Annotated in this window: 25 protein-coding genes and 1 pseudogene; 10 read left to right on the top strand and 16 right to left on the bottom strand. The window is 68.3% G+C overall.

Annotated features, from left to right (window positions below):
- From H7F49_RS17150 to trmB, 3 genes and pseudogenes are all read left to right on the top strand, one after another.
- A pseudogene (locus tag H7F49_RS17150) lies at positions 1 to 564 on the top strand (ABC transporter substrate-binding protein); the annotation flags it as partial.
- Positions 565 to 758: 194 nt separating this feature from the next.
- On the top strand, positions 759 to 1,454 hold the full coding sequence (ctrA, locus tag H7F49_RS17145; protein ID WP_185679895.1) for a response regulator transcription factor CtrA: 696 nt from the start codon (positions 759 to 761) through the stop codon (positions 1,452 to 1,454).
- Between the two features lie 141 nt (positions 1,455 to 1,595).
- Positions 1,596 to 2,294, top strand: coding sequence for a tRNA (guanine(46)-N(7))-methyltransferase TrmB (gene trmB / locus H7F49_RS17140; protein WP_185684787.1), 699 nt, complete (start codon positions 1,596 to 1,598; stop codon positions 2,292 to 2,294).
- A 66-nt stretch (positions 2,295 to 2,360) separates the two neighbouring features.
- Here trmB and H7F49_RS17135 read toward each other — a convergent pair whose 3' ends face one another.
- On the bottom strand, positions 2,361 to 2,957 hold the full coding sequence (locus tag H7F49_RS17135; RefSeq protein WP_328806835.1) for a TMEM165/GDT1 family protein: 597 nt from the start codon (positions 2,955 to 2,957) through the stop codon (positions 2,361 to 2,363).
- 172 nt (positions 2,958 to 3,129) lie between these two features.
- Here H7F49_RS17135 and H7F49_RS17130 point away from each other — a divergent pair, with 172 nt between their 5' ends.
- A complete protein-coding gene (locus H7F49_RS17130; protein WP_185684785.1) occupies positions 3,130 to 4,920 on the top strand; it encodes a methyl-accepting chemotaxis protein in 1,791 nt (596 codons plus the stop codon).
- Between the two features lie 79 nt (positions 4,921 to 4,999).
- Here H7F49_RS17130 and H7F49_RS17125 read toward each other — a convergent pair whose 3' ends face one another.
- Positions 5,000 to 7,264, bottom strand: coding sequence for an NADP-dependent malic enzyme (locus tag H7F49_RS17125; protein WP_185684784.1), 2,265 nt, complete (start codon positions 7,262 to 7,264; stop codon positions 5,000 to 5,002).
- Positions 7,265 to 7,378: 114 nt separating this feature from the next.
- On the opposite strand from H7F49_RS17125, the gene mutS reads away from it, so the two are divergent.
- From mutS to H7F49_RS17110, 3 genes are read left to right on the top strand one after another with little or no spacing between them, the layout of a single operon-like run.
- The gene (gene mutS / locus H7F49_RS17120) at positions 7,379 to 10,027 is read left to right on the top strand and encodes a DNA mismatch repair protein MutS (protein WP_456237913.1); all 2,649 of its coding nucleotides are present in this window, start codon (positions 7,379 to 7,381) and stop codon (positions 10,025 to 10,027) included.
- Between the two features lie 50 nt (positions 10,028 to 10,077).
- Positions 10,078 to 10,248, top strand: a complete 171-nt coding sequence (locus H7F49_RS17115; RefSeq protein WP_185684783.1) for a hypothetical protein — start codon at positions 10,078 to 10,080, stop codon at positions 10,246 to 10,248.
- Positions 10,245 to 10,586, top strand: coding sequence for a hypothetical protein (locus H7F49_RS17110; RefSeq protein WP_185684782.1), 342 nt, complete (start codon positions 10,245 to 10,247; stop codon positions 10,584 to 10,586). Before H7F49_RS17115 ends, H7F49_RS17110 begins: the two co-directional genes overlap by 4 nt.
- 45 nt (positions 10,587 to 10,631) lie before the next feature.
- Here the strand turns inward: H7F49_RS17110 and H7F49_RS17105 are convergent, their stop codons facing one another.
- The 5 genes from H7F49_RS17105 to gluQRS all read right to left on the bottom strand — a co-directional run bounded on the left by H7F49_RS17105 (position 10,632) and on the right by gluQRS (position 13,685).
- Positions 10,632 to 10,961, bottom strand: a complete 330-nt coding sequence (locus tag H7F49_RS17105) for a hypothetical protein (RefSeq protein WP_235982289.1) — start codon at positions 10,959 to 10,961, stop codon at positions 10,632 to 10,634.
- Between the two features lie 89 nt (positions 10,962 to 11,050).
- A complete protein-coding gene (locus H7F49_RS17100) occupies positions 11,051 to 11,920 on the bottom strand; it encodes a 3-hydroxyacyl-CoA dehydrogenase NAD-binding domain-containing protein (RefSeq protein ID WP_185684781.1) in 870 nt (289 codons plus the stop codon).
- 104 nt (positions 11,921 to 12,024) lie between these two features.
- A complete protein-coding gene (locus H7F49_RS17095) occupies positions 12,025 to 12,594 on the bottom strand; it encodes a cob(I)yrinic acid a,c-diamide adenosyltransferase (RefSeq protein WP_185684780.1) in 570 nt (189 codons plus the stop codon).
- A gap of 9 nt (positions 12,595 to 12,603) precedes the next feature.
- Complete coding sequence (locus H7F49_RS17090; RefSeq protein WP_185684779.1) at positions 12,604 to 12,837, bottom strand: HIG1 domain-containing protein; 234 nt, start codon at positions 12,835 to 12,837, stop codon at positions 12,604 to 12,606.
- Positions 12,834 to 13,685, bottom strand: a complete 852-nt coding sequence (gene gluQRS, locus H7F49_RS17085; protein ID WP_185684790.1) for a tRNA glutamyl-Q(34) synthetase GluQRS — start codon at positions 13,683 to 13,685, stop codon at positions 12,834 to 12,836. Before gluQRS ends, H7F49_RS17090 begins: the two co-directional genes overlap by 4 nt.
- 152 nt (positions 13,686 to 13,837) lie before the next feature.
- Here gluQRS and H7F49_RS17080 point away from each other — a divergent pair, with 152 nt between their 5' ends.
- Positions 13,838 to 14,446: an HNH endonuclease gene (locus H7F49_RS17080; protein WP_185684778.1), complete on the top strand. Its 609-nt coding sequence runs from the start codon at positions 13,838 to 13,840 to the stop codon at positions 14,444 to 14,446.
- A 117-nt stretch (positions 14,447 to 14,563) separates the two neighbouring features.
- Positions 14,564 to 15,394, top strand: a complete 831-nt coding sequence (locus tag H7F49_RS17075) for an AIM24 family protein (protein ID WP_185684777.1) — start codon at positions 14,564 to 14,566, stop codon at positions 15,392 to 15,394.
- 59 nt (positions 15,395 to 15,453) lie between these two features.
- Here H7F49_RS17075 and H7F49_RS17070 read toward each other — a convergent pair whose 3' ends face one another.
- From H7F49_RS17070 to H7F49_RS17035, 8 genes are all read right to left on the bottom strand, one after another.
- Positions 15,454 to 16,113 carry an energy transducer TonB gene (locus H7F49_RS17070; protein WP_185684776.1) on the bottom strand — a complete coding sequence of 220 codons (660 nt, stop codon included), beginning with the start codon at positions 16,111 to 16,113 and terminating at the stop codon, positions 15,454 to 15,456.
- Between the two features lie 209 nt (positions 16,114 to 16,322).
- Positions 16,323 to 17,852, bottom strand: a complete 1,530-nt coding sequence (gene rpoN / locus H7F49_RS17065; protein ID WP_185684775.1) for an RNA polymerase factor sigma-54 — start codon at positions 17,850 to 17,852, stop codon at positions 16,323 to 16,325.
- Between the two features lie 162 nt (positions 17,853 to 18,014).
- Positions 18,015 to 18,827, bottom strand: coding sequence for an LPS export ABC transporter ATP-binding protein (gene lptB / locus H7F49_RS17060; RefSeq protein WP_235982288.1), 813 nt, complete (start codon positions 18,825 to 18,827; stop codon positions 18,015 to 18,017).
- A 100-nt stretch (positions 18,828 to 18,927) separates the two neighbouring features.
- Positions 18,928 to 19,422 carry an asparaginase domain-containing protein gene (locus H7F49_RS17055; RefSeq protein ID WP_185684774.1) on the bottom strand — a complete coding sequence of 165 codons (495 nt, stop codon included), beginning with the start codon at positions 19,420 to 19,422 and terminating at the stop codon, positions 18,928 to 18,930.
- A 64-nt stretch (positions 19,423 to 19,486) separates the two neighbouring features.
- Positions 19,487 to 20,176 (bottom strand): NnrU family protein, encoded by a 690-nt coding sequence (locus H7F49_RS17050; protein WP_407940323.1) that lies wholly within the window; start codon positions 20,174 to 20,176, stop codon positions 19,487 to 19,489.
- Positions 20,177 to 20,347: 171 nt separating this feature from the next.
- Complete coding sequence (locus H7F49_RS17045; protein ID WP_185684773.1) at positions 20,348 to 20,728, bottom strand: hypothetical protein; 381 nt, start codon at positions 20,726 to 20,728, stop codon at positions 20,348 to 20,350.
- 497 nt (positions 20,729 to 21,225) lie between these two features.
- Positions 21,226 to 21,627, bottom strand: a complete 402-nt coding sequence (locus tag H7F49_RS17040; protein WP_185684772.1) for a type II toxin-antitoxin system death-on-curing family toxin — start codon at positions 21,625 to 21,627, stop codon at positions 21,226 to 21,228.
- On the bottom strand, positions 21,624 to 21,854 hold the full coding sequence (locus H7F49_RS17035; protein WP_185684771.1) for an AbrB/MazE/SpoVT family DNA-binding domain-containing protein: 231 nt from the start codon (positions 21,852 to 21,854) through the stop codon (positions 21,624 to 21,626). Before H7F49_RS17035 ends, H7F49_RS17040 begins: the two co-directional genes overlap by 4 nt.
- A 151-nt stretch (positions 21,855 to 22,005) precedes the next feature.
- Here H7F49_RS17035 and H7F49_RS17030 point away from each other — a divergent pair, with 151 nt between their 5' ends.
- Positions 22,006 to 22,398 (top strand): hypothetical protein, encoded by a 393-nt coding sequence (locus H7F49_RS17030; RefSeq protein ID WP_185684770.1) that lies wholly within the window; start codon positions 22,006 to 22,008, stop codon positions 22,396 to 22,398.
- Between the two features lie 60 nt (positions 22,399 to 22,458).
- On the opposite strand, the gene H7F49_RS19655 is transcribed toward H7F49_RS17030, so the two are convergent.
- Positions 22,459 to 23,274, bottom strand: a complete 816-nt coding sequence (locus H7F49_RS19655; protein ID WP_235982287.1) for a DUF3883 domain-containing protein — start codon at positions 23,272 to 23,274, stop codon at positions 22,459 to 22,461.
- Between the last annotated feature and the right edge of the window lie 283 nt (positions 23,275 to 23,557).

Genomic DNA, 23,557 nt, shown 5'->3' with positions numbered 1-23,557 from the left:
GCCTCAACCGGCGGCGCGCCGCCGCCCACTGCCGCTCCGCCGGTCTGGACCGGCTGGCCGCTCGAGGCGCGCCGGGCCGAGGCTTCGGCCCGGGTCGCCCGGGCCCGGACCCGCAACGGCGGTGCCCTGCCGGCGCTGCGGCTGGCCTGGCCGGACGGTCCGGCGGCCGATGCCGTGTTTTCCCGGCTCGCCGCCGATGTCGCGACGATCGGCGTGACCCTGACCCGCGTTGCCGAGGGCGCTCCGGCCGAATTGCGCCTGCTGGACCTGGTGGCCCGCTATCCGGGCGCGCTGTGGTACCTGAACCAGTTGTCCTGCGCCGCGCGCCGCACCATCTGCAGCGCCACCCTCGATGCGCGGCTGGCCCAGGCGCGGGCCGAACGCGACCCGGACCGCCGCGCCGCGATGCTCGCCGCGGTCGAAGCCCAGGCGTCGGGCGCGGCCCTGTTCCTGCCGCTCGGCGCCCCGATCCGCTGGTCGCTGGCGCGGCCCGGTCAATCGGGGTTCGCGGTCAATGCTGCGGCCTTCCATCCGCTGCCGGCGCTGGTCCAGCCCGTGAATTGACCGTCCCTTGTCGCGGCGCGGGCCAATCTCCGCCGAACGTTCTACCCCGAAGGCGTAGCAAATAAGATCAAAACGAAGGGTAATCTCCCTTTTACGGTAAATTAACCTTTCTCTTTCATAGGTCACATGGTTAATTGCCGGAAAGACCCCAGCCGTTGGGGTGTGTCGGGTAAAGGGGCATAAAGGGGACACCCATGCGAGTGCTGCTGATCGAGGACGAGCCGACAACGGCCCGCGCCATCGAGCTGATGCTCACGGCCGAGGGCTTCAACGTGTATTCGACCGACCTCGGTGAGGAAGGTTTGGACCTGGGCAAGCTGTATGATTACGATATCATCCTGCTCGACCTGAACCTTCCCGACATGCACGGCTACGACGTGCTGAAGAAGCTCCGGGTGGCCAAGGTGCAGACCCCGGTGCTGATCCTGTCGGGCATTGCCGAGATGGATTCGAAGGTCCGCTCATTCGGCTTCGGCGCCGATGACTATGTGACCAAGCCGTTCCACCGCGAAGAGCTGATCGCCCGCATCCATGCCGTGGTGCGCCGGTCGAAGGGCCATTCGCAGTCGGTCATCCGCACCGGCAAGCTGTCAGTCAACCTCGATGCCAAGACCGTCGAGGTCGATGGCGCGCGGGTCCACCTGACCGGCAAGGAGTATGCGATGCTCGAGCTGCTTTCGCTGCGCAAGGGCACCACGCTGACCAAGGAAATGTTCCTCAACCATCTCTATGGCGGGATGGACGAGCCCGAACTGAAGATCATCGACGTGTTCATCTGCAAGCTCCGCAAGAAGCTGGCCCATGCCTGCGGCGGAGAGAACTATATCGAGACCGTCTGGGGCCGCGGCTATGTGCTGCGCGATCCCAACGATCAGATGGAAGCCGCCTGACGTCCCACCGCCCATTCGTCACGCCGCCCCCGGCGGCGCTCGACAGGGCAACGGCCCGCTTCCGTGGGGGGAGGCGGGCCGTTTGCCGTTGTGGCGCCACACGTCTGGCTTTCATGGCGCGGGCCGACTAAGGCCGCCGCCATGACGGCATACAAGGCAGGCGATCCAACCACCATCAACCGCCTCTACGGGCGCGCCAAGGGCAAGCCCCTGCGGCAGGGCCAGCAAGAGCTGGTCGATCGGCTGCTGCCCCAGATCGCGGTCCCTACGGACGGGCCGATCACGGCGCAGCGGCTGTTCGGCGAGCCGCGGCCGCTGCATTTCGAGATCGGTTTCGGCGGGGGCGAGCACATGGCCTATCGCGCCGATCTGCTGCCCGATCATGGCTATATCGGCTGCGAGCCGTTCATCAACGGGGTGGCCCAGGCCCTGGTCCATGTCCGCGATGCCGGGCTGGCGAATGTCCGGATCCAGCATGGCGACGCGATCGAGGTGCTCGAACGGGTTCCGGCCGGCGCCCTGTCCTTCGTCTATCTGCTGCATCCCGATCCCTGGCCCAAGGCCCGCCATGCCAAGCGCCGGATGATGAACGACGGGCCGGTGCGGCTGATCGCCGACAAGCTCAAGCCGGGGGGCGAATTCCGCTTCGGCACCGATCACCCGGTCTACCTGCGCCACGCGCTGATGGTGATGCGCCGGCACCGCGACCTGTTCGAATGGCTCTGCACCGAGCCCGGGGACTTCCAGCATCGTCCCGGGGGCTGGCCGGAAACCCGCTACGAGGCCAAGGCCCGGCGGCTGGGCCATGAGGTGTGGTACTTCCGCTTTCGGCGCCGCTGAGTCGGGCTGGGGCCTGACACCGCCCCACCGGCCCGCCGCCCGTGATGGCCGTCTCCGGCGGGCCGATCAGCCCGGCAGGACGCCCGCGGTCTGGGCCAGGACCCACAGGCCCACGGCCAGCAGCAGCAGCGCGGCGAGCCCCCGCACCACCCCGAGCGGCACCCGCGCGATCAGCGCTTCGCCCAGGAACACCGCCGGCACATTGGCCACCATCATGCCCAGGGTGGTGCCCGCCATCACCGCCAGCACGCTGTGGAAGCGGGCCCCCAATGCGATGGTGGCGATCTGGGTCTTGTCCCCCATCTCGACCAGGAAAAAGGCCACCAGGGTGGTCAGGAACGCACCGAACCGCGATTCGCGGGGCGCATCGTCGTCCATCCGGTCCGGCACGAGGGTCCAGCCCGCCATGGCGATGAACGAGACCGCGACCGCATAGCGGAAGGCCTTGCCGTCGAGCTGATTGGCCACCTGCTCGCCCAGCAGCGCGGCCAGGAAGTGGTTGGCCAGAGTCGCACACAGGATTCCGGCGACAATTTCCCACGGGCGGCGAAACCGGGTTGCCAGGATGATGGCCAGCAATTGGGTTTTGTCGCCGATCTCGGCAAGGGCGACGACAGCGCTGGAGGTCAGGAAGGCTTCGAACACGATCAATGGCTTAGGCACGGCAAACCGTGATCGCAAGCGGCGCCTTGGGGTGATCGCCTGTCCATCCGCCAGTGTCAGGCCCGGGGTGACAAATAAGGCGAAATACCGATCCGGCCATGTGCGAAACCGTATGCAAAACGATTGTAGGACGCTGCCGGGATCGCACTTCAACAGCCGTAGGATTCGTCGAATGTCACTCAAGCGGACCAGCCGCAAGGGCAGCGCCATACTGGTCGGCGCCATTTTGATCGCCATTCTGGTGACCGGGATCGCCATCCAGCAGATCCGGTTCGGGGGGCCGATGCACCGGGTGAACCAGCAGTTCAGCGACCTGACGGCCGATATCCTGCCGCCGCCGCTCTACGTGATCGAATCCTATCTCGAAACCACCCAGGCCGTCGCCGCGACCGCCGATGGCATCGGCGCGCCCGGTTCTGCCGAAGGCCATGCCGGACGGCTCGCCCAGTTGGAAAGGCAGTTCAACGAACGCGCCCAGGTCTGGGAAAACAGCGATCTGACCAGCGCGCTCAAGGCCACGCTGGTGCCCCGCGTGATCAGCACGGGCAAGGCCTTCTGGCAGGAGGTCGACACCCAGTTCGTCCCGGCCCTGCGGGCGAACAACCGCGATGGCGTGCTGGCGTCCTACAACAACCTCAGCCGGCTTTATGGCGAACATCGCCAGGCGGTCGACGCTCTGGTGGCCGGCGCGGCCGACCAGCAGGGCCAGCTCGTGCAGTCCAGCCAGTCGACCCTGCTGATCGTGGGCATTCTGCTCAGCGTGATCGCGCTGTCCGTGATCGGCGTGCTGGTGGCGGGCGTGCGCCTGTTCGATCGCAAGATCATCAGCCCGATCGAGAACACCGCCGGGGTCCTGCGGCAGATGGCCAATGGCCAGATCGACGTCGATCTGGGCGAGGCTTCGCCCCATGCCGCCCAGGATGACGAGATCGGCGCCATGCTCGAGGCCGCGCGCGTCTTCCGCGACGCGCTCCACACCCGGATCGCGCACGAGCGTGAGCAGCAGGAAGTGGTCGCCCGCCTTGACGATGCCCTGACCGAGCTGGCCGACGGCAACCTGTCCTATCGCATCGACCATCCGATGGCGGCCGACTACGAACGGCTGCGGGTGGCCTTCAACCGCACGATGGAGGCGCTCAGCGAAACCCTGGTGCAGGTCAGCGAGACCTCGCAGACCGTGTCCTGCGGGGCCAACGAGATCCATGCCGCCGCGGGTGACCTCGCCCACCGGACCGAGCATCAGGCGAACCGGCTCGAGGCCGCGGCCCATGCGCTCAACGAGGTCACGGCCTTGGTGTCGCGCACCGCGCAGGATTCGCTCGAGGTGGCCACCGCGATCGTCTCGGCCCAGGACGAGGCCCGCGCCAGCGCCGATGTCGTCGCCCAGACCATCACCGCCATGAGCGAGATCGAAACCTCGGCCCGGGCGATCGTCCAGATCATCGGCACGATCGACGGCCTGGCCTTCCAGACCAACCTGCTGGCGCTCAACGCCGGGGTCGAAGCGGCCCGCGCGGGTGAGGCGGGCAAGGGCTTCGCCGTGGTCGCCAACGAGGTCCGCGCCTTGTCCGACCGGTCGAAGGAGGCTGCCGAGGAAATCCGCCGCCTGATCACCGCCAGCTCGGAACAGGTGGTCAGCGGAGTCGGCCTGGTCAACAGCAGCGGTCAGATGCTGCAGTCGATCGTCACCGGCATTTCCGACATCGCCGGACGCGTCCAGGACATCACCGATGCCGCCAATCGCCAGGCCGCCAGCCTGCGCGAGGTGTCCCAGGTGGTCAACGAGATGGACAGCGCGACCCAGCAGAACGCCGCCATGGTCGAGGAGACCACCGCCGCAGCGCGCAGCCTCTCGACCGAGGCCGGCATGCTGCGTCAGCGCGTGGCGGTGTTCCAGACCGGTGGGCGCGGCAAGCCGGTACGGGCGGCGGCACCCTCGGCGAAATTCGCCCTGGCCTCCTGACCGGGACGGCTCGGGCCAAACGAAACGGGGCGGGCGCCTGCGCCCGCCCCGTCGTCGTTCCGGGGATCGGCGGGTCGCCTCAGCCGACCACGCCGCCGGCCGCCAGGACCGCCAGGGTCAGGATATCGGGCGCCAGCGCGGTCATCGGCGCGATCTGCACCGGCTTGTCCATGCCGATCAGCATCGGCCCGATCACCGCGTTGCCGGCCAGTTCGCGCAGCAGCTTGGCCGAGATGTTGGCCGATTGCAGTCCGGGCATGATCAGCACGTTGGCCGGGCCCGACAGGCGGCAGAACGGATAGTTCGCCATGACCTTGGGGTTCAGCGCGGCATCGGGGGCGATATCGCCTTCGTACTCGAACCCCGGCTCCATCGCGTCGAGCAGGGCGACTGCGCCGCGGATCGGTTCGACCCACTTGCCCATCGGGTTGCCGAAGGTCGAGAACGACAGGAAGGCGACGCGCGGATCGTGGCCCATGCGCCGGGCCACGGCGGCGGTCTCTACCGCGATATGGGCCAGGTCCTCGGCCGAGGGGCGCTCGTTGACGGTCGTGTCGGCCAGGAACACCGTGTAGTTCTTGGCCACCATCAGATGCACGCCGAAGGGCACGTGGCCCGGCTTGGGATCGAGCACCCGGCGGACCTCGCGCAGGGTCTGCGAGAAGGTCCGGGTCAGGCCCGAGATCATCGCGTCACCATGGCCCAGCGCGACCAGCAGCGAGGCGAAGACATTGCGGTTCTGGTTGACCATCCGCCGCACGTCGCGCTCCAGGAAGCCGCGCCGCTGCATCCGTTCGTAGAGATAGGCCACCATGTCCGGCACCAGCGGCGAGACGTTGGAGTTGTGGATCTCGTAACCGTCGGGATTGCCCACGCCCAGCTCGACCAGCTTGGCGCGCACCGCCTCGGTCCGGCCGACCAGCACCGGGGTGCCATAGCCGAAGTCGCGGAACTGGATCGCGGCGCGCAGCACCACCTCGTTCTCGGCCTCGGCGAAGACCACCCGCTTGGGATTCTCGCGGACCTGCGCATAGACGTTGGTGAGGACCGAGGTGGTCGGGTTGAGGCGGGCCTTCAGGCTCAGCCGATAGGCCTCGAAGTCCTCGATCGGCTTCTGCGCCACCCCGGTGTCCATCGCCGCCTTGGCCACGGCCGAGGAGACCACCTCCATCAGCCGGGGATCGAACGGCGCCGGGATGATGTAGTCCACCCCGAAGGTGTGGTTCTTGCCATAGGCCGCGGCCACTTCCTCGGGCACCTGTTCCCGCGCGAGTGCGGCGATCGCCTCGGCCGCGGCGATCTTCATTTCCTCGTTGATCGCCGTCGCCCGCACGTCGAGCGCGCCGCGGAAGATGAAGGGGAAGCCCAGGACGTTGTTGACCTGGTTGGGATAGTCCGACCGGCCGGTGGCGACGATCGCGTCAGGCCGCACCGCCTTGGCCGCGGGCGGGGTGATTTCCGGATCGGGGTTGGCCATGGCGAAGATGATCGGCTGCGGGGCCATCTTCTTGACCCATTCGGGCTTCAGCGCATCGGCCGCGGACAGGCCGAGGAAGATGTCCGCGCCGATCACCGCCTCTTCCAGCGTGCGCACCGGGGTGTCGACCGCGTGCGCGCTCTTCCACTGGTCCATGCCCTCCTGGCGGCCGCGATAGATCACCCCCTGGCGATCGCACATGATCACATTGTCGTGCCGCACGCCCATGGCCTTGATCAGCTCGGTGCAGGCGATCGCCGCGGCGCCGGCGCCGTTGACCACCACCTTGACGTCCTTCAGCTCGCGCCCGGTCAGATGGCAGGCGTTGACCAGGCCCGCGGCCGAGATGATCGCGGTGCCGTGCTGGTCGTCGTGCATCACCGGGATCTTCAGCCGCTCGCGCAGGGCCTGCTCGATGATGAAGCACTCGGGGGCCTTGATGTCTTCCAGGTTGATCCCGCCGAAGCTCGGCTCGAGCAGGGTGACCGCGTCGATGAAGGCCTGCGGGTCCTCGGTGGCGAGCTCGATGTCGATCGAATCGACGTCGGCGAAGCGCTTGAACAGCACCGCCTTGCCTTCCATCACCGGCTTGGAGGCCAGGGCGCCGAGGTTGCCCAGCCCCAGGATGGCGGTGCCGTTGGAGATCACCGCGACCAGGTTGCCCTTGGCGGTGTAGTCATAGGCCGCGGCCGGGTCCTCGGCGATCGCGCGGACCGGCACGGCGACGCCCGGCGAATAGGCCAGGCTCAGGTCGCGCTGGGTCGCCATCGGCTTGCTGGCGATGATCTCGATTTTGCCGGGCCGGATCGTGTTGTGGTAGAACAGCGCCTCGCGTTCGGTGAAACGGACGTTGCTTTCCTCGGACAATGGGGCCTCCCGTCTGGCTGTCCCTCGCGCCCTATCGTGTGTCGCGGCGAGAGGATAGGGGAAAGCGGCGTAGGCCCCATTCCCAAGCGCCCGGTGCAGCGATAGCACCGCCGCATGCCCCAGCCGTCCCCCGAGAATCCCCCCAGCGCGATTCCCGCCGGCGCCACGCCGATGATGGCCCAGTATCTGGCGCTGAAGGCCCAGGCCGCCGATTGCCTGCTGTTCTACCGGATGGGGGATTTCTTCGAGCTGTTCTTCGACGATGCCCGCACCGCGGCCCAGGTGCTCGACATCGCGCTGACCTCGCGCGGGGAACACCTGGGCGAACCGATCCCGATGTGCGGGGTGCCGGTCCATTCGGCCGAAAGCTATCTGGCCCGCCTGATCCGCGCGGGCTGCCGGGTGGCGATCGCCGAACAGGTCGAGAGCCCCGAGGAGGCGAAGAAGCGCGGCGGGTCCAAGGCCCTGGTGGCGCGCGACATCGTCCGCTTCGTCACCGCCGGGACCCTGACCGAGGAAGCCCTGCTCGAACCGCGCCGTGCCAATGTGCTGGCGGCCGCCTGCGATCTGCGCGGCCAGGTCGGGATCGCCGCCTGCGACGTGTCGACCGGGCGCATGGAGCTGGAGGAATGCCCGCCCGACCGGCTCGGTGCCGCGCTCGCCCGGCTCGGCGCCAGCGAACTGGTCGTGCCCGAAGGGTGGGAGCAGGCCCCCCCGGGTGCGATCCCGCGCCCCCCGCGCGAATTCCAGAGCGAATCCGGCACGGCGCGGCTCTGCGGGGTGCACGGGGTGGCCACGCTCGACGGCTTCGGCACCTTCACCCGGCCGATGCTCGCCGCTGCGGGCGGGCTGGTCGCCTATCTGGACCATGTCGGCCGGGGTCGTCTGCCCTTGCTGCTGCCGCCGGTGGCGCGGGCCGGGGCAGCCCACCTGGCGATGGACGAGGCCACGCGGGCCAGCCTCGAGATCGTCGAGGCCAGCGGCGGCGGGCGCAAGGGCAGCCTGGTCGATGCGGTCGACCGCTGCGTCACCGGGGCCGGGGCGCGGCAACTGGCCGAGGACCTGTCCGCCCCGCTGACCGATGCCGCGGCGATCGCCGCGCGGGTCGCGCTGGTCGGCTGGCTGCACGACGATCCGCTGTTGCGCGCCGATCTGCGCGGCGCCCTGCGCGCCCTGCCCGATATCGGCCGGGCGCTGGGGCGGGCGGTTGCCGGGCGGGGCTCGCCGCGCGATCTCGGGCAGATTCGCGATGGGCTCGATGGCGCGCGGCGCATCCGCGATCACCTGCTCCGCACCGCGGATCGCCCGCCCCTGCTTGATGCCCTGCTGCCGCAGTTGGGGGGCCATGGCGCCCTGGTCGATCGCTACGCCCGCGCGCTGGTGCCCAGCCCGCCGACCGAACGCGGCCAGGGCGGGTACATCGCCGCGGGCTATGACCATGCGCTCGATGCCCTGCGCGAGACCGCCGGCAACGCCCGCCGCGCGATCGCCGCGCTGGAGGCGCGATACCGCGACGAAACCGGTGTCGCCGCGCTGAAGATCCGCCACAACGGCGTGCTCGGCTATTTCATCGAGGTCCCGGCCCGCCATGCCGACCGGCTGATGGCCCCGGACAGCGGCTTCACCCATCGCCAGACCATGGCCGGGGCGGTGCGCTTCAATGCCCTGGCCCTGCACGAGGAAGCCAGCCGCATCGGCGAGGCCGGGGGGCATGCCCTGGCGGCCGAGGAGGCGCACTTCGCCGAACTGGTTGCCCTGGCGATCGACGCCCGCGAGGCGATCGCGGCGACGGCCGCGGCGCTGGCCCGGCTCGATGTTGCCGCCGGCCTCGCCGAGCGCGCCGCCGAGGGCCACTGGTGCCGCCCGGAGATTGTCGCCGAACCGTGCCTGACGGTCAGCGGCGGCCGCCATCCGGTGGTCGAGGCGGCGCTCGCGGCCCGCGGCGAGCGGTTCGTCGCCAACGACTGCACCATCTCTCCCGACGATCGCCTGTGGCTGATCGGCGGTCCGAACATGGGCGGCAAGTCCACTTTCCTGCGCCAGAACGCGCTGATCGTGCTCCTGGCCCAGGCGGGCAGCTTCGTCCCCGCCACCGCCGCCACGGTCGGTCTGGTCGACCGGCTGTTCAGCCGCGTCGGGGCCTCGGACAATCTGGCCCGGGGGCGTTCGACCTTCATGGTCGAAATGGTCGAGACCGCCGCGATCCTCGCCCAGGCGACCGAACGCAGCTTCGTCATCCTCGACGAGGTCGGGCGCGGCACGTCGACCTATGACGGGCTGGCCCTGGCCTGGGCCGTGGCCGAGGCGGTCCATGGCACCAACCGCAGCCGCTGCCTGTTCGCCACGCATTATCACGAACTCGCCCGGCTCGCCGAAACCTGCCCCGCGCTGTCGCTGCACCACGTCCGGGCGCGCGAATGGAAAGGCGATCTGGTGCTGTTGCACGAACTCGCCGAAGGCCCGGCGGACCGCTCCTACGGTCTTGCCGTGGCGCGGCTGGCCGGGGTTCCCCAGGGGGTGATCGGCCGCGCCCGTGCCGTGCTGGACCGGCTGGAAAAGGGGCGCGCCGAAAGCGGGGGGCTGGCCGCCGGACTGGGCGACCTGCCGCTGTTCGCGGCGGCACCCGCCGCCCCGTCGGCGCCACCCGCGGGCGAGGCGCTCCGCGCGCGGCTGGCCGCGCTCGACATCGATGCCCTGTCCCCGCGCGAGGCGCTCGACCTGCTCTATGCGCTGCAGCGCGAGGCCGCCGAGGGCCAGGCCTAAACAGGACAGGCTCTAGCGGATCGTTAACCTGCCCGTGCTAGGCCGGAATCATGCTGTTGCCGCGCGTCACCCGAGTCTTTCGCAGCCGGTGGTCCGCCCTGTGGTGGGCCGGGGGGATCCTGTTCCTCGCCTCGCGCGTGGCCACGGCCGATGGACTGACGGGCCGTGCCGCGTCGCAGACGCCGCCGCCGGCCGACCCCTGGGCGATCGATTCCCAATGAACGGCACTCTCAATCCGCGCCTGACGATCGTGATCGTCTTTGCCTTCCTGTTCATTGTTGCGCTGTTCGTCGGCCCGGGCGGGCCGGCCGATCAGGTGGTGCCGCCCCCGGCCCTGCCCAGCGCCGCGCCGTTGACCACACCGCGCCCCAGCCCCTCACCCAGCATCGCCGCCAGCACCTGGTACACCCAGGAAGAGCCGACCCCCCCGGCCGTGTCCCCGACGCCCGGCAATGATGGCGGCAACGGGGCTGCCAACGCCCCCGCCGCCCCGGCCGAGGGCAGCCCGATGGTGGCCCCACCGCCGCCGCAGGGCCCGGACTTCCCCGAAAACCAGTGAGCCAGGCACCCGCCCGGCGGCGGGACCGCTATTCCTCCTCGGCGGCTATTCCTCCTCGGCGGCCGGGCCGTAGCGGCCGTCTTCGTCATCATCGTTCCGTTCGCCGGCGAAGGCGCTCATGTCGATCAGGCCGCTCGAATCCATCTGGCGCATGCGGTCGACCAGATCGGGCACATCGTCGGCCGGGGTTCCGCCCGGCACCTTGACCGTCTCGTCCAGCCCTGGCGCCTGGCGGTGATAGGCCTGCCCGGACACGCTCTGGGCCTGGGCCTCCTCGTCGTCCTGTTCGCCATGGACGCGGTCCGGAGCCTCGCCGGCCGACAGTGGCGTGGTAGTGGCGGGGGCAGCAGCAGGGGGCGTCGGAAAGGAGGGCATCGGGGGCAATCCCTTGATCAGGCCCTGGATCGGGCCGCTGGAACGGATTCCCCCGATCAAAGCGCCGGACCGGCCCCCGGTTCCCGTCCTCAGCGGGTCGGGACCGGCACTTCGCCCGAATAGTCGTAGAACCCGCGGCCGGTCTTGCGCCCCAGCCAGCCCGCCTCGACATACTTCTGCAGCAGCGGGGCGGGGCGGTAGCGCGCGTCCCCGGTCGAGGCGAACAGGACCCTGATCACGCTGAGACAGGTGTCCAGCCCGACGAAATCGGCCAGCTCGAAGGGGCCCATCGGGTGGTTGGCGCCCAGCTTCATTCCGGCATCGATATCGGCCACGCCGCCGGTGCCCTCGCCCAGCACGAAGCAGGCCTCGTTGAGCATCGGCACCAGGATGCGGTTGACGATGAAGCCTGGCGCGTCCTGGCTCTGCACCACGGTCTTGCCCAGGCTTTCGGCGAAGGCGCGGGTCCGCGCCAGGGTTTCCGCCCCGGTCGCCAGGCCCGGGATCACCTCGATCAACTGCATCAGCGGCACCGGGTTGAAGAAGTGCAGGCCGATGAACCGGGCCGGATCGCGGGTGGCGGCGGCCATCCGGGTGATCGGGATCGAGCTGGTGTTGGACGCCAGGATCGCCCCGGGGGCCAGGACCTCGCCGACCTTGGCGAAGATCGCCTGCTTGATCTCCTCGCGCTCGGTGGCCGCCTCGATCACGAATTCGGCCTCGGCGAAGGCGGCATAGTCGACCGTCGGAACGATCCGCGCGAGCAGCGCCTCGGCCTCGTCCGCCGCGATCTTGTCGCGCGCGACCAGCCGGGTCAGGGTCTTCTCGATCCCGGCCTTGCCCTGTTCGGCCTGGGCCAGGCTGACATCGGCGAGCAGAACGCGGTTGCCGAACTGGGCGGCGGTCTGGCTGATGCCCGAGCCCATCAGGCCGGCACCGATAACGGCGATCGTGGTCATGGTGAATGCTCCTTCGCGGCGCGCGTTAGCCCGCCGCACGGGGCAAATCCAGTGCGCGCAAGCCTGGCGGTCAGCGGTTCTGGGCCGTCAGCGGTTCTGGGCCTTCAGCGGTTCTGGCCGGGCACCCACAGCGCGTCCTCGGCCCCGTTGCCGTTCAGCGCGCGGGCGAGGACGAAGAGGTAGTCGGACAGGCGGTTGGCATAGGCCAGGGCCGCCGGATTGACCGGGGCCTCGGCGGCCAGGGCCACCATCCGGCGCTCGGCGCGGCGCACCGCGGCGCGGGCCACGTGGACCCGGGCCGCCGCCTCGCTGCCGCCGGGCAGGATGAAGCTGGTCAGCGGCGCCAGATCGGCATTGATCCCGTCGATCGCGCCTTCCAGCCAGTCGACCTGGCCGGGCACCATGCGCAGCACCATCGGCGAAGGGGTGAAGTCCTCGCCCGGGGTGGCCAGATCGGCCCCCAGATCGAACAGGTCGTTCTGGATCCGGACCAGCGCGGCCAGGTGGCCGGCCGTCCCGGTGGCCGCGGCGGCCAGCCCGATGGCGCTGTTCGCCTCGTCCACGGCGCCGATCGCCTCCATCCGCGCGGCATGCTTGGCGCAGCGCGACCCGTCGACCAGCCCGGTCGTGCCGTCGTCACCCGTGCGGGTGTAGATCTTGTTGAGCTTGACCAAGGGTTGCGATCAGGACTTGCTGACCGCCAGCAGCACCCCGACCACCAGCACGGCGGCGGCCTGGTACTTGATCCGCGCGAACATCATCTTGTTCTGCAGCAACTGCATCTCGCTCGCCCCGGGGGCGTCGCCCCGTTCCAGGTCGGTGCGGGTGCTGTTCAGGAAGGCGACGATGCCCTTGACGAGGCTGACCACGACCATCGCCATGAGGATCACGATCGCGGGGACAAGAATATAGATCATGGGTCACCATCTAGGGTTGCAGCCAGCGAAAGACCAGCAGGGATCTGGCCCTCGCGCAAGCTGTTCGCAAGGGCGAGGCCGTCCGCCGTGGCGTCGACCTGCCGCAAATCGGCGAGCGCGGGGGAGCCGCGGCGCTTGGCCAGCTTGCGCCCGTCGGCCTCGACCAACAGGCCGTGATGGTGCCAGCGCGGCACCGGCAGATCGAGCAGCGCCTGCAGCAGGCGGTGGATATGGGTCGCGGCGAACAGGTCGGCACCGCGGGTCACCAGGGTGATGTCCTGGGCGGCATCGTCGAGGGTCACGGCCAGATGGTAGCTCGCCGGGGCATCCTTGCGCACCAGCACCACGTCGCCCAGCCGTTCCGGGCGTGCCGATTGCGGGCCGGCCACCGCGTCGATCCAGGTCAGCGGGCCGGTCCGGGCCAGCGCGGCCGCCACGTCCAGGCGCCAGGCGGCCCCCGCGGGCGCATCGCGGCGGCCGCGGCAGGTGCCCGGATAGACCGGGCCTTCGGGACCCATCGCGGGATCGGCGGCCAGCACCTCGGCGCGGGTGCAGGTGCAGGGATAGAGCAGGCCCATGTCCCGCAGCCGCCCGGCGGCCCTGGCATAGCTGTCCAGGCGGTCCGACTGGTGCGCCACCACCCCGTCCCAGCGCAACCCCAGCCAGGCCAGGTCGGCCAGGAAGGCCGCGGCCAGTCCGGGCCGGCTGCGGGTTCCGTCGATATCCTCGATCCGCACCAGGAACTCGCCACCCGCGGCGCGGGCCAGGTCATGCGCCACCACCGCGGCATAGGCGTGGCCCAGGTGCAGCGGTCCGTTCGGACTCGGGGCAAAGCGGGTGCGGATCATCGCCCGTGCCATAGAGCGTTCCGCGATCCGTCGCGAGTTGTGGATTGTCGGCCGTCCGGGGGTGGGGGCGGGGCTTGACCCTCCGCGCCGCAGATGCATGATCGGGCCATGCGCTGTCGCGAAACCGTCACGCCGGATTGCCAAGAGAGGTCATGCTCAAGGGCGAGCTGATCGATCGCGCGGCCCGTTTCCGCAGCGCCGAGGAGGATCCCTCCCGGAATCTCGCCAATTGCCCGGCCCTGGTCCTCAACGCCGATTACACCCCGCTGTCCTACTATCCGCTCAGCCTCTGGCCGTGGCAGACCGCGATCAAGGCGGTGTTCCTCGAACGGGTGGACATCGTCGCCACTTACGAGCGCGAGGTCCACTCGCCCAACTGGTCGATGCAGATTCCCTCGGTGATCGCGCTGCGCCAGTACGTGAAGCCCAGCGAGTTTCCCGCCTTCACCCGCTTCAACCTGTTCCTGCGCGACCGGTTCAGCTGCCAGTACTGCGGCAGCCCGCACAACCTCACCTTCGATCACGTCATCCCCCGCCGGCTGGGAGGACGGACCAGCTGGGAAAACGTCGCCACGGCCTGTGCCCCCTGCAACATGCGCAAGGGCGGGCGCACCCCCCGGCAGGCGCAGATGCCCTTGCTGATCGAACCGATCCGGCCGACCTCCTGGCAGTTGCAGGAACGCGGCCGCGGCTTCCCGCCCAACTATCTGCACGAGACGTGGCGCGACTGGCTGTATTGGGACGTCGAGCTGGAGGCCTGACCAGCGTCTGACCGCGGGGTGGGATGGCCGTTAATCGGGTGTTTTCGTCCATGGCCTAGGGACCGTGGTCCGTCATTCCTCCGGGGCGCACGCCCAACCCTTTTGTAGGAGCCTTGCATGTCCTCTTCTCCCTGGACGCACCTGCGCCGCAGCGGCGTTGCCGACGACATCGATTTCGAGATCAAGGGCCAGGAGCTGCAATTCGTCGAGATCGAGCTCGATCCCGGCGAAAGCGCCGTGGCCGAGGCCGGAGCCATGGTGTGGAAGGACGCCGCGGTCGGCATGACCACGGTGTTCGGCGACGGGCGCGGGGCCGAGAGCAGTTTCATGGACAAGCTGATCGGGGCGGGCAAGCGGCTGGTCACCGGGGAAAGCCTGTTCACCACGGTGTTCACTCACAACGGCAGCGGCAAGGCCCGCGTCGCTTTCGGCGCCCCGGTGCCGGGCGCGATCCTGCCGATCAAGCTCGATGAACTGGGCGGCACGCTGATCTGCCAGAAGGACGCATTTCTCTGCGCCGCCAAGGGCGTCCAGCTCGGCATCTTCTTCCAGCAGCGCATCATGACCGGCCTGTTCGGGGGCGAGGGCTTCATCATGCAGCGCCTCGACGGCGATGGCTGGGTCTTCGTCCAGATGGGCGGCACCGTGATCGAGCGCGACCTGCGGCCCGGCGAGGAGCTCCACGTCGATACCGGCTGCGTCGCCGCCTTCACCGCCGGGGTCGAGTTCGAGGTGGTCCGCGCCGGCAACGTCAAGACCATGCTGTTCGGCGGGGAAGGCGTGTTCTTCGCCAAGCTGCGCGGGCCCGGGAAGGTGTGGATCCAGTCGATGCCCTTCGCCCGCCTGGCGGGCCGGGTCATCGCCACGGCCATGCCCGGCGGAGGTGGCTCGAACCGCGGCGAGGGATCGGTCCTCGGCGCGCTCGGCAACTTCATCGACGGGGATTGAACCTGTGCGCGCCGGGCCGCGAGCCCGGCGCGCACCGCCGCGGTGGACCGGTTCGGCCGTCAGTCCGGCAGCTGCCAGCGCACCGCGTTGGCATAGGTTCCGGCCGCGGGCTGGCCTGCGGCGTCGCGGGCGGCCTCGAACCGCGCCCGGCGCTGCAGCAGGGCGCAGGTCGCGGCATCCAGCTCGGCGAAGCCGCTCGACCGCGTGATCTCGCACCCGGTCACCCGCCCCTTTGCCGAGACGGTCAGGACGAAGCCCACCGTGCCGGCGTGGTCCAGCCGCAGCGCGCTGGTCGGATAGTCGGCTTCGGTCACCCATTCACCCGGCCGTCCCAGCGGCCGTGGACGCAGCGCCAGGGCCGACGTCCCCGCCGGCCTGACCTCCGGGATCGTCTTCGGCGCGGGCGGATCGATGGAGACAGGAATCGGCGGATCCTGAATGATGGTCGGCGTCGGCACAACGGTGGGGATCACCGGCTTGATCGGGGTCACGGTGGTGATGGTGTCGCGCTCGTGCGGCCGCGACCGCACCGGGGTCTCCGGCGCCTCGGGTGGTGGCAGGGGCGAATTGGTGGCGCGGATCGGCAAGGGATTGTCGACCGGTGTGAACGCCACGGTGAAGCCGGCGATCAGGGCATAGAAGGCTGCGGCCTGCAGGGCCCCGACCGCGACGAGGGTCGCGATCCGGTCGGCCGGCCGATGGGTACGGCTGTAAGTCATGGCACACCTCTCTTCTTGAGCCGCCCCACGGCGTGAGGCGGATTTGGGCAGGTGTCCGGACAGGTTGACGTTACGGCAAGTGAAGCCGAACAGCAATTCTTTTTGTAATTTTATAACATCACACAACAATAAGCGCAGCTATTGTTGCCGGGCTGATCGCCGGCACGGTGGGATGGCGGGGCGCATTCGCCGGGTGGGCTTCGGGGGCCTCAGCGCATCCCGGCCAGGGCCTTCTGCCGCCGCCGCTGGACCGAGCTGCCCAGGCCGATGGCCTCGCGGTACTTGGCCACGGTGCGGCGGGCCAGGTCGAAGCCCTTGTCCTTGAGCAGATCGACCAGCGTGTCGTCCGACAGGATCGCCTTGGGGTCCTCTGCCTCGATCAGTTGGCGGATCGCCGCCTTGACCGCCTCGGCCGAGACGGCGCCCTCGCCGTCGGCCGAGGCCACGCCCGAGGTGAAGAAGTATTTCAGTTCGCACGTGCCGCGCGCGCAGTTCAGGTACTTGTTGGAAGTGACGCGGCTGACGGTCGATTCGTGCATGCCGATCGCCTCGGCCACGGTGCGCAGGGTCAGCGGCTTCAGATGGGCGACGCCGTGGCGGAAGAACCCGTCCTGCTGGGTGACGATCTCGGCCGCCACCTTGAGGATGGTCTTCTGCCGCTGGTCCAGCGCCTTGACCAGCCAGTTGGCGTCGGCCAGCTTTTCGGACAGCCACCCGCGCGAGGCCTTGTCGGCGCAGGTCCCGCGCAGCTCGACATAGTAGCTGCGGTTGATCACCAGCCGCGGCAGGGTCGCCTGGTTGAGCGCCACGTCCCAGGCCACGAAGCGCCCCTGGGCATCGGTCCGGGCGCGCACCAGCACGTCGGGCACCACCGGCTCACCCCCGCCGGTGGCAAAGCGCAGCCCGGGCTTGGGATCATAGCCGCGCAGCTCGGCCAGCATGTCGGCGAAGTCCTCGTCGTCCACCCCGCACAGCCGCTTGAGCCGTGCCAGCTCGCCGCGCCCCAGCAGCTCGAGATTGTCGAGCAGGCGCGCCATGCACGGATCGTAGCGATCGGCCTCCTGCGCCTGCAGCGCCAGGCATTCACCCAGATGGCGCGCGCCCACGCCGGTCGGATCGAGCGACTGGACCACCCGCAGCCCGGCCTCGGCCTCGGCCGCGGTCACGCCCAGGTCGCTCGCCACCTCGGCCAGCGGCAGGGTCAGGTAGCCCGCCTCGTCGAGCTGGTCGATCAGCGCGTGGGCCACGAAGGCGCTGACGGGATCGCGCGCCACCGGGCCGACCTGGGCATGGAGATGCTCGGCCAGGGTCTGCTCGGCCGCGCCGCGCTCGCCGATGTCGGGGCCCTCTTCGCCCCCGCCGCCCAGCGGGCCGGAGGCCGTGCCGAAGTCGCCACCGAAGTCGCTTGTCGCCGCATCCCCGTCGCCGGTGTCGCGATCGCGGTCGAGCGTGGCGGGATCGATGTCCAGCGGACGATCGTCGGCCGCGCGCCCTTCGCCGATGAGCTGGTCGACCGGCGAGGATTCCAGCGTGGTGCGGCGCAGGTCCTCCGCTTCGGGCAAGGCCACCTCGGCCGCGCCGCTGCCCACCTCGAGCAGGGGATTGGCCTCGAGCGCCTCGCCGATGAAGGTCTCGATCTCGAGGTTCGACAGCGCCAGCAGCTTGATCGCCTGCTGCAGCTGCGGCGTCATCACCAGCGACTGGGACTGGCGCAGGTCAAGGCGGGGACCAAGGCCCATTGCGGCTAGATCACCCGCCGCGCGTGGGTTTCGCCAGGCTCAGCCCCAGCGGATTCCCGGCCAAGCTGTCGGTTCGGCGAAATCCTGTCGCACCCTCGTCCGCTCAGCCTGAGCCTGTCGAAGGCCACGCGCCGCCCCCCGGTCCCGTTCACCCCGCAAACCTCACAGCGTGAAGCTTTCGCCCAGGTAGAGTCGCCGCACGTTCTCGTCGGCGACCAGCGCCTCGGGGCTGCCCGCGAACAGCACCTGTCCGCCATAGATGATGCAGGCCCGATCGACGATATCCAGTGTCTCGCGCACGTTGTGATCGGTGATCAGCACGCCGATGCCGCGCTGCTTGAGGTCCTTGACCAGCTCGCGGATGTCGCTGATCGACAGGGGATCGATCCCCGCGAAGGGCTCGTCGAGGAGCATGATCGAAGGCTTGGCCGCCAGCGCCCGGGCAATCTCGCAGCGTCGCCGTTCGCCGCCCGACAGCGCCATGGCGGCCGAGGCGCGCAGCCGGGTCAGGCCGAACTCGTCGAGCAGGCGCTCCAGCTCGCTGGCGCGCACCGCCTCGTCGGGCTCGTTCAGCTCGAGCACGCAGGCGATGTTCTGTTCCACGGTCATCCCGCGGAAGATCGAGGTTTCCTGCGGCAGATAGCCCAGGCCCAGCACCGCGCGGCGGTACATCGGCAGGTTGGTGACATCGATCCCGTCCATCAGGATACGCCCCGAATCCGGCCGCACCAGCCCCATGATCGAATAGAAGCAGGTGGTCTTGCCGGCGCCGTTCGGCCCGAGCAGGCCCAGCACCTCGCCCTTGCCGACCGACAGCGAGATATCGGTCAGCACGGCCCGCTTGTCATAGCTCTTGGCGATCGAGACCACTTCCAGACCGCCCTGGGGGATCGGCTGGAACGCACTGCCCGATCCTCCGGAGGTCGGGCCGGGGACGGGCTGCCGATCGGCGAGCGCGGGCGAAGCGTCGGTCATGGCCGCAGGTTTAGGCGGGGGTTCCGGGCACTTCAAGCGGGTAAGCAAGATTCCGGCCAATCGCCGCCGCACGTCGGCTCGGTTGAGCGGCCGGGCGGCCTCAGGCCGGGACGAACCGGCCGGCCTCGCGATCCTTGCGCACCTTCAGACCGTCGAACACCTGTCCGCTCATCGCGATCCACACCCCGGGCGCGGCGGTCTGGGCGGCGGCAAAGGCCATGCCCAGGTTGAACGGCGCATCGCTCTCGGCGAAGCGCGCCGGGGCCAGGGCGCCGGTCAGCACCACGGTCTTGCCCGCCACGGCGGCGGCGATGGCGCGGGCCGTCTCGGTCATCGTGTCGGTGCCGTGGGTCACCACGATCCGCGCTTCCGGCGCCTCGCGCACGGCGGCCACGACCAGCGCACGGTCGGCATCGGTCAGCTCCAGGCTGTCCTTGCGCATCAGTTCGGTGACGCGGAACGGCGCGGTCACCCGGGCGCGGGCGAGCAGGGCTGGAACGGCGCTGTCCTCGATGCGGTACTCGCTGAGCGCATCGAAATAGGCCTTGTCGATCGTGCCCCCGGTGGTGAGGACAAGCGTGGGCGGGGTGGTCATGCCGGTCTCTTGCCGCCCCGCGCCGCTCTCTGCAAGCGTGCCCGGCCGTGCCAGCGCGGCCGGATCAGGCGGCGATCCACCGCCACAGGCCGGCCGGGACATAGGCCAGCGGGATGTGGGCCCAGGTTGCGACCAGCCACAGCACGCCGCCGCCCAGCCAGGCGACCGCCCCGGCCCGAAGGAGGCCGTCCGGCCGGGGCCAGAAGTGGGTGCGGCTGGCCCAGTCCTGCCAGTCCGACCCCATCTGCGCGGCCTTCTTGCGATCCTGCAGTGCGGCGCCGACCAGCGCCAGCACGGCAATCGCCGCGGTCAGGATCAGCACCCGGGGTGTCGCCGCCACCAGCGCGTGCGACAGCGACCACAGCGCGAAGGCCCACATCATCGGGTGGCGGGTGATGTGGAACACGCCGCGCACCGGGGCCTTGGCCAGTTGCCCCGCGCGCGGATCGGGCAGGGCCGGATTGCCGCGCAGCGATCCCACCATCAGGACTGCGGCCAGCAGCATCAGGACCGAGGCCAGGCCCCAGATCCCGTTCCCGGTTCCGTCCCACAGCGGCCCCTCCCCGGGCGGGACTGCGCGGAACGCATGGGCCATCCAGGCCATGCTCGCCAGCGCGACCACGGCATAGAGCCCGGCAAAGCCCTTTTCTCCCAGCCGCGCCACCAATGCTGCGCGCAGCGGGTGCGAGAGCAGGAAGTGGGTCCCGACGAAGGTGGCGGCGGCGATTGACAGTTCGACCAGCGGCATGACCATCGACCTCTCCTCTTTGGCTTTGGCGCGGCCCCGGCGTCGACCTGGGCCGATCCGTGCGCGCGGGCAGGGTCACGATGGCCCGCAGGATGGGCTGCGGCAAGCCCCCCTGCCCGTTGAGCCCATCCGTCGATCGGGCCCGATGGCCCCCGGGGTCTCACCGCCGCGGATGCGTCAGGCTTCGGCTTTGGCGGTCTTGGCGGCCTTGGCGGTGCGGATCAGGGCACGCAGCATTTGTCCCTGGCTCACCGGCTCGGGCGACCCCGCGCCCAGCAGCTCTGCCGGCGTTGACTGGCACAGGCACTGTTCGGCGGCGCGGAAGCCGTCGGCCCAGATCGCATCGTGACGATGGAAGCTGCGCGAAGATCCGGCCTCCAGCGCCTCGATCGCGGCGCGATGGACCCGCTTGGCCGCCCACTCACTCGCCTGGCGCCGATGGCGGCTGAGCGCTTCGGTCGCGAGACCCAGCCATTCCTCCTCCCGCGCGCCGCGCAGCAGGTTAAGCAGATCGGCGGCGGCGATCCGGTCGATATCCCAAGGCGACGGACCCGGCATGAGCTCCCACTCCAGCGAATCGTTGTTTTTGTTGCTTACAATCTAGCGCAAGATGCGTCGCACCACACCCGCCCGGCACGCGTCATGCACAGGACAATAACGCCATGCCGCGTCAGAACGCAGCCGACCTATTCAGTGGGCTTTGGGGGATGGCGCACCCGACAGGATTCGAACCTGTGACCTCTGCCTTCGGAGGGCAAAACGCTATTACAAGCTGTTGAAAGGGTTGAGAAAAATTACCCCGATTTTCCGGTTGCTTATGATTCGCTTATTTTTGAGACGCTCAAGATATTGAAGTTAAGAGTTTTTATCTGAGCGCCACTTTGAAAAAGGCAGAGGTCTCAGCTCACCGTAGGCAACCGTGCTCAACCGTGCAGCACAGCCAGAAAAACAGCACCTTAGCGCCGCCGACCATGCGGTCCGCTACGTGAGTAGCTCAAAATGGTGTTTGAACGCTGCTAGGGCGGTTACAGCGCAGGCTAGACGCCATTGCTGCGTCAGGCTTTGATCAAATGAGCTCTGAACCAGTCCGCCAACGCTTCTTCACTTAGCGTTCCGTCAGCCAAAGCCATAACCGTGTGCACTGCATCCTCAGGGGCAAATTGCAGCGTCTGGCCATTCAGGGCGAGGAACAGTCGGGCCAGCACCCATGCTGTCCGTTTGTTGCCGTCAGCGAAGGGATGGTTGCGAGCAAGGCCGTATGCGTAGGCAGCTGCGAGTTCAGAGGCGTCTGTCTCGCCATAGCTCCATTTGTTTCGGGGACGCTCTAGCGCCGATGCCAATCCACCTGCATCGCGTAGCCCCGACAAACCGCCGTGTTCGGCCAATTGTCGGTCATGGATCGCCAAGGCCACCTCGACCTCGATCCACGTTGGCTCAGCGTTGTCGCTGCTGGTCACTGAGCAAGAACGCGGAGAATGTCGCGATCTTCACGCATGATCTTCTCGGCAGCAGCCATCTTAGCCTCGAACGCAGGATCGCAGGCCGTCAAGCGAACGCCGCCGTCTGGGGTTTCGCTGACATAGAGCGTATCGCCCGGCCCCACACGCAAGAGCGCCAGCAGTTCCTTGGGGAACACAGCGCCCGTGGAGTTGCCGACTTTGGTGAGCTTGATGGTCGCGTTCATACGTTTGTAATAACGGATGTGTGTGCGAGGCGCAAGCTTGGCCGCTACGTGAGTAGCTGCGGATGCCGCTTGAACGCTGCTAGGGTGGTTACAGCGCAAGCAAGACGCCATTGCCGATTGCTTCAGTTCCGTGCTTGGCTACCATGCCTCTATGAGCAGAGACGCCTTCTTCGAGAGACTGTCGAACGTAATGGCTGCTGACGCAGTCCGTGCTTTGGAGGCGTTTTGCACTGAACCGACCGGACTAAGCGCCTATTTCACCGGCACCAACAAGGGCGATCTGCGAGTGCGCTTGATACGTGCTGGCAGGACAATATTTACCGCCACATACCAAACGCAAAACCAGCAGTTTCTATGCCGTGCTTACTGCATCCCGGCGACGATAGCTGCGCTTGGCATTCCACACGAACGTGTCGACGCTCCAGCTAATCCGGATGAACCCCAGCGATCCGAGTTCCGACTGACTCCCGAGGAGTTCTCAGCACATCTGTTGGAGGTCGTGCTGGCTGCCGCAGTGAGCTTCATGTTGGAGCACACTGCCTGATCACAACCAGCTGACCGTGGATTTATCCTTCCACCTTCGCACGGCGCTTACGGGGACGGGTCATGTGCGGTTTGAGTTGAGCGTAAGAAATGCCATCACGATGCGCAAAGCGACCATTATCACGCCCATCACAATCTCACGGTGCTGTGCGATGCCATCCAGCTGGCTCACCATGTGTTCGAGGTGGAAATGAAGAACCCTGTCCATACGGTGCATACCAAGACCAAGCGGGCAGTGGATGCGATTCACAAGGTCATCGAGGCCCGCGATCTTAAGCTGCTCAAGCAGTACAAGGCCTATCTGACCACTGCACCTGATCCCAAGACGCAGCCTGCTGCGGCTGTCTGCTCCGTCGATGCGACCCTTCACCTCGATGAAACGCAAATGTCCTGCCTTGGGATCGAGCGACTGGATATCGTAGCCAACCTTTTGCGCTGAAACGTCCAGCGGAGAATTGCCCAGCGCACGTTCGGCGTCCATGACGGCATTCATCGCAAGGGTTTCGATGATCTTCCGAGCCTGCGGGTCTTCGGCAAACATGTTGCCCTTCGACGGGTCATTGCCCTTCTCTGCTAAACGTTCCGCAAGCAGACCGGCAGGAATAACGACCATCCCACCCCGAATGCGCTTGCTGTCCAGCCTGCGTCCAGCTCGCTGCTTGGCCAAGCAATCCAGATAAAGCTCGTGGGCGAGATTATAGGCTTCGTGTTCGTTGGCTGTGCCGCTGCTGCGGATGATGTAGCCCTTGTGCCCCAGCACCTTGAGCCTGATGTCCCACTTGCCCTGCTTGGAGTTCTTACGGCGGTAGAGGTAGATGGCACCGTCTAGGAAAGTGCGTTTATCAAGGTCCGCCTTGTCTGCTCGCGCCCGGGCCATGCCCGTTCGCTACTGCCGGCTGGCGCTGGCTGTCGACCGGAAATGGGGGCTCGCTGCGACGCAGTCGTGAATGGTCGTGTGAAACGACTGATTATGATGGAGCGGAAACGGCATGGATTGCCCTCGGCGGTCTGCTTTCCTATGCTAGTTCAAGATCTAAGAGGCCGTTTCGAAAGGGGTTGAGCGGCTGAGACACATGTGATTCCGGGAGTTTGCAGACTTCTCGGAGACAGGCATGTGGACCCCAGCCACCCGCGCGCAGCATACGCGGGTCTCGAAGCGA

Origin of the sequence: Novosphingobium aerophilum (genome assembly GCF_014230305.1) — a bacterium.
In the GTDB taxonomy this organism is placed as follows: Bacteria; Pseudomonadota; Alphaproteobacteria; order Sphingomonadales; family Sphingomonadaceae; genus Novosphingobium; species Novosphingobium aerophilum.
This window is presented reverse-complemented; position numbering and strand designations above follow the sequence as displayed.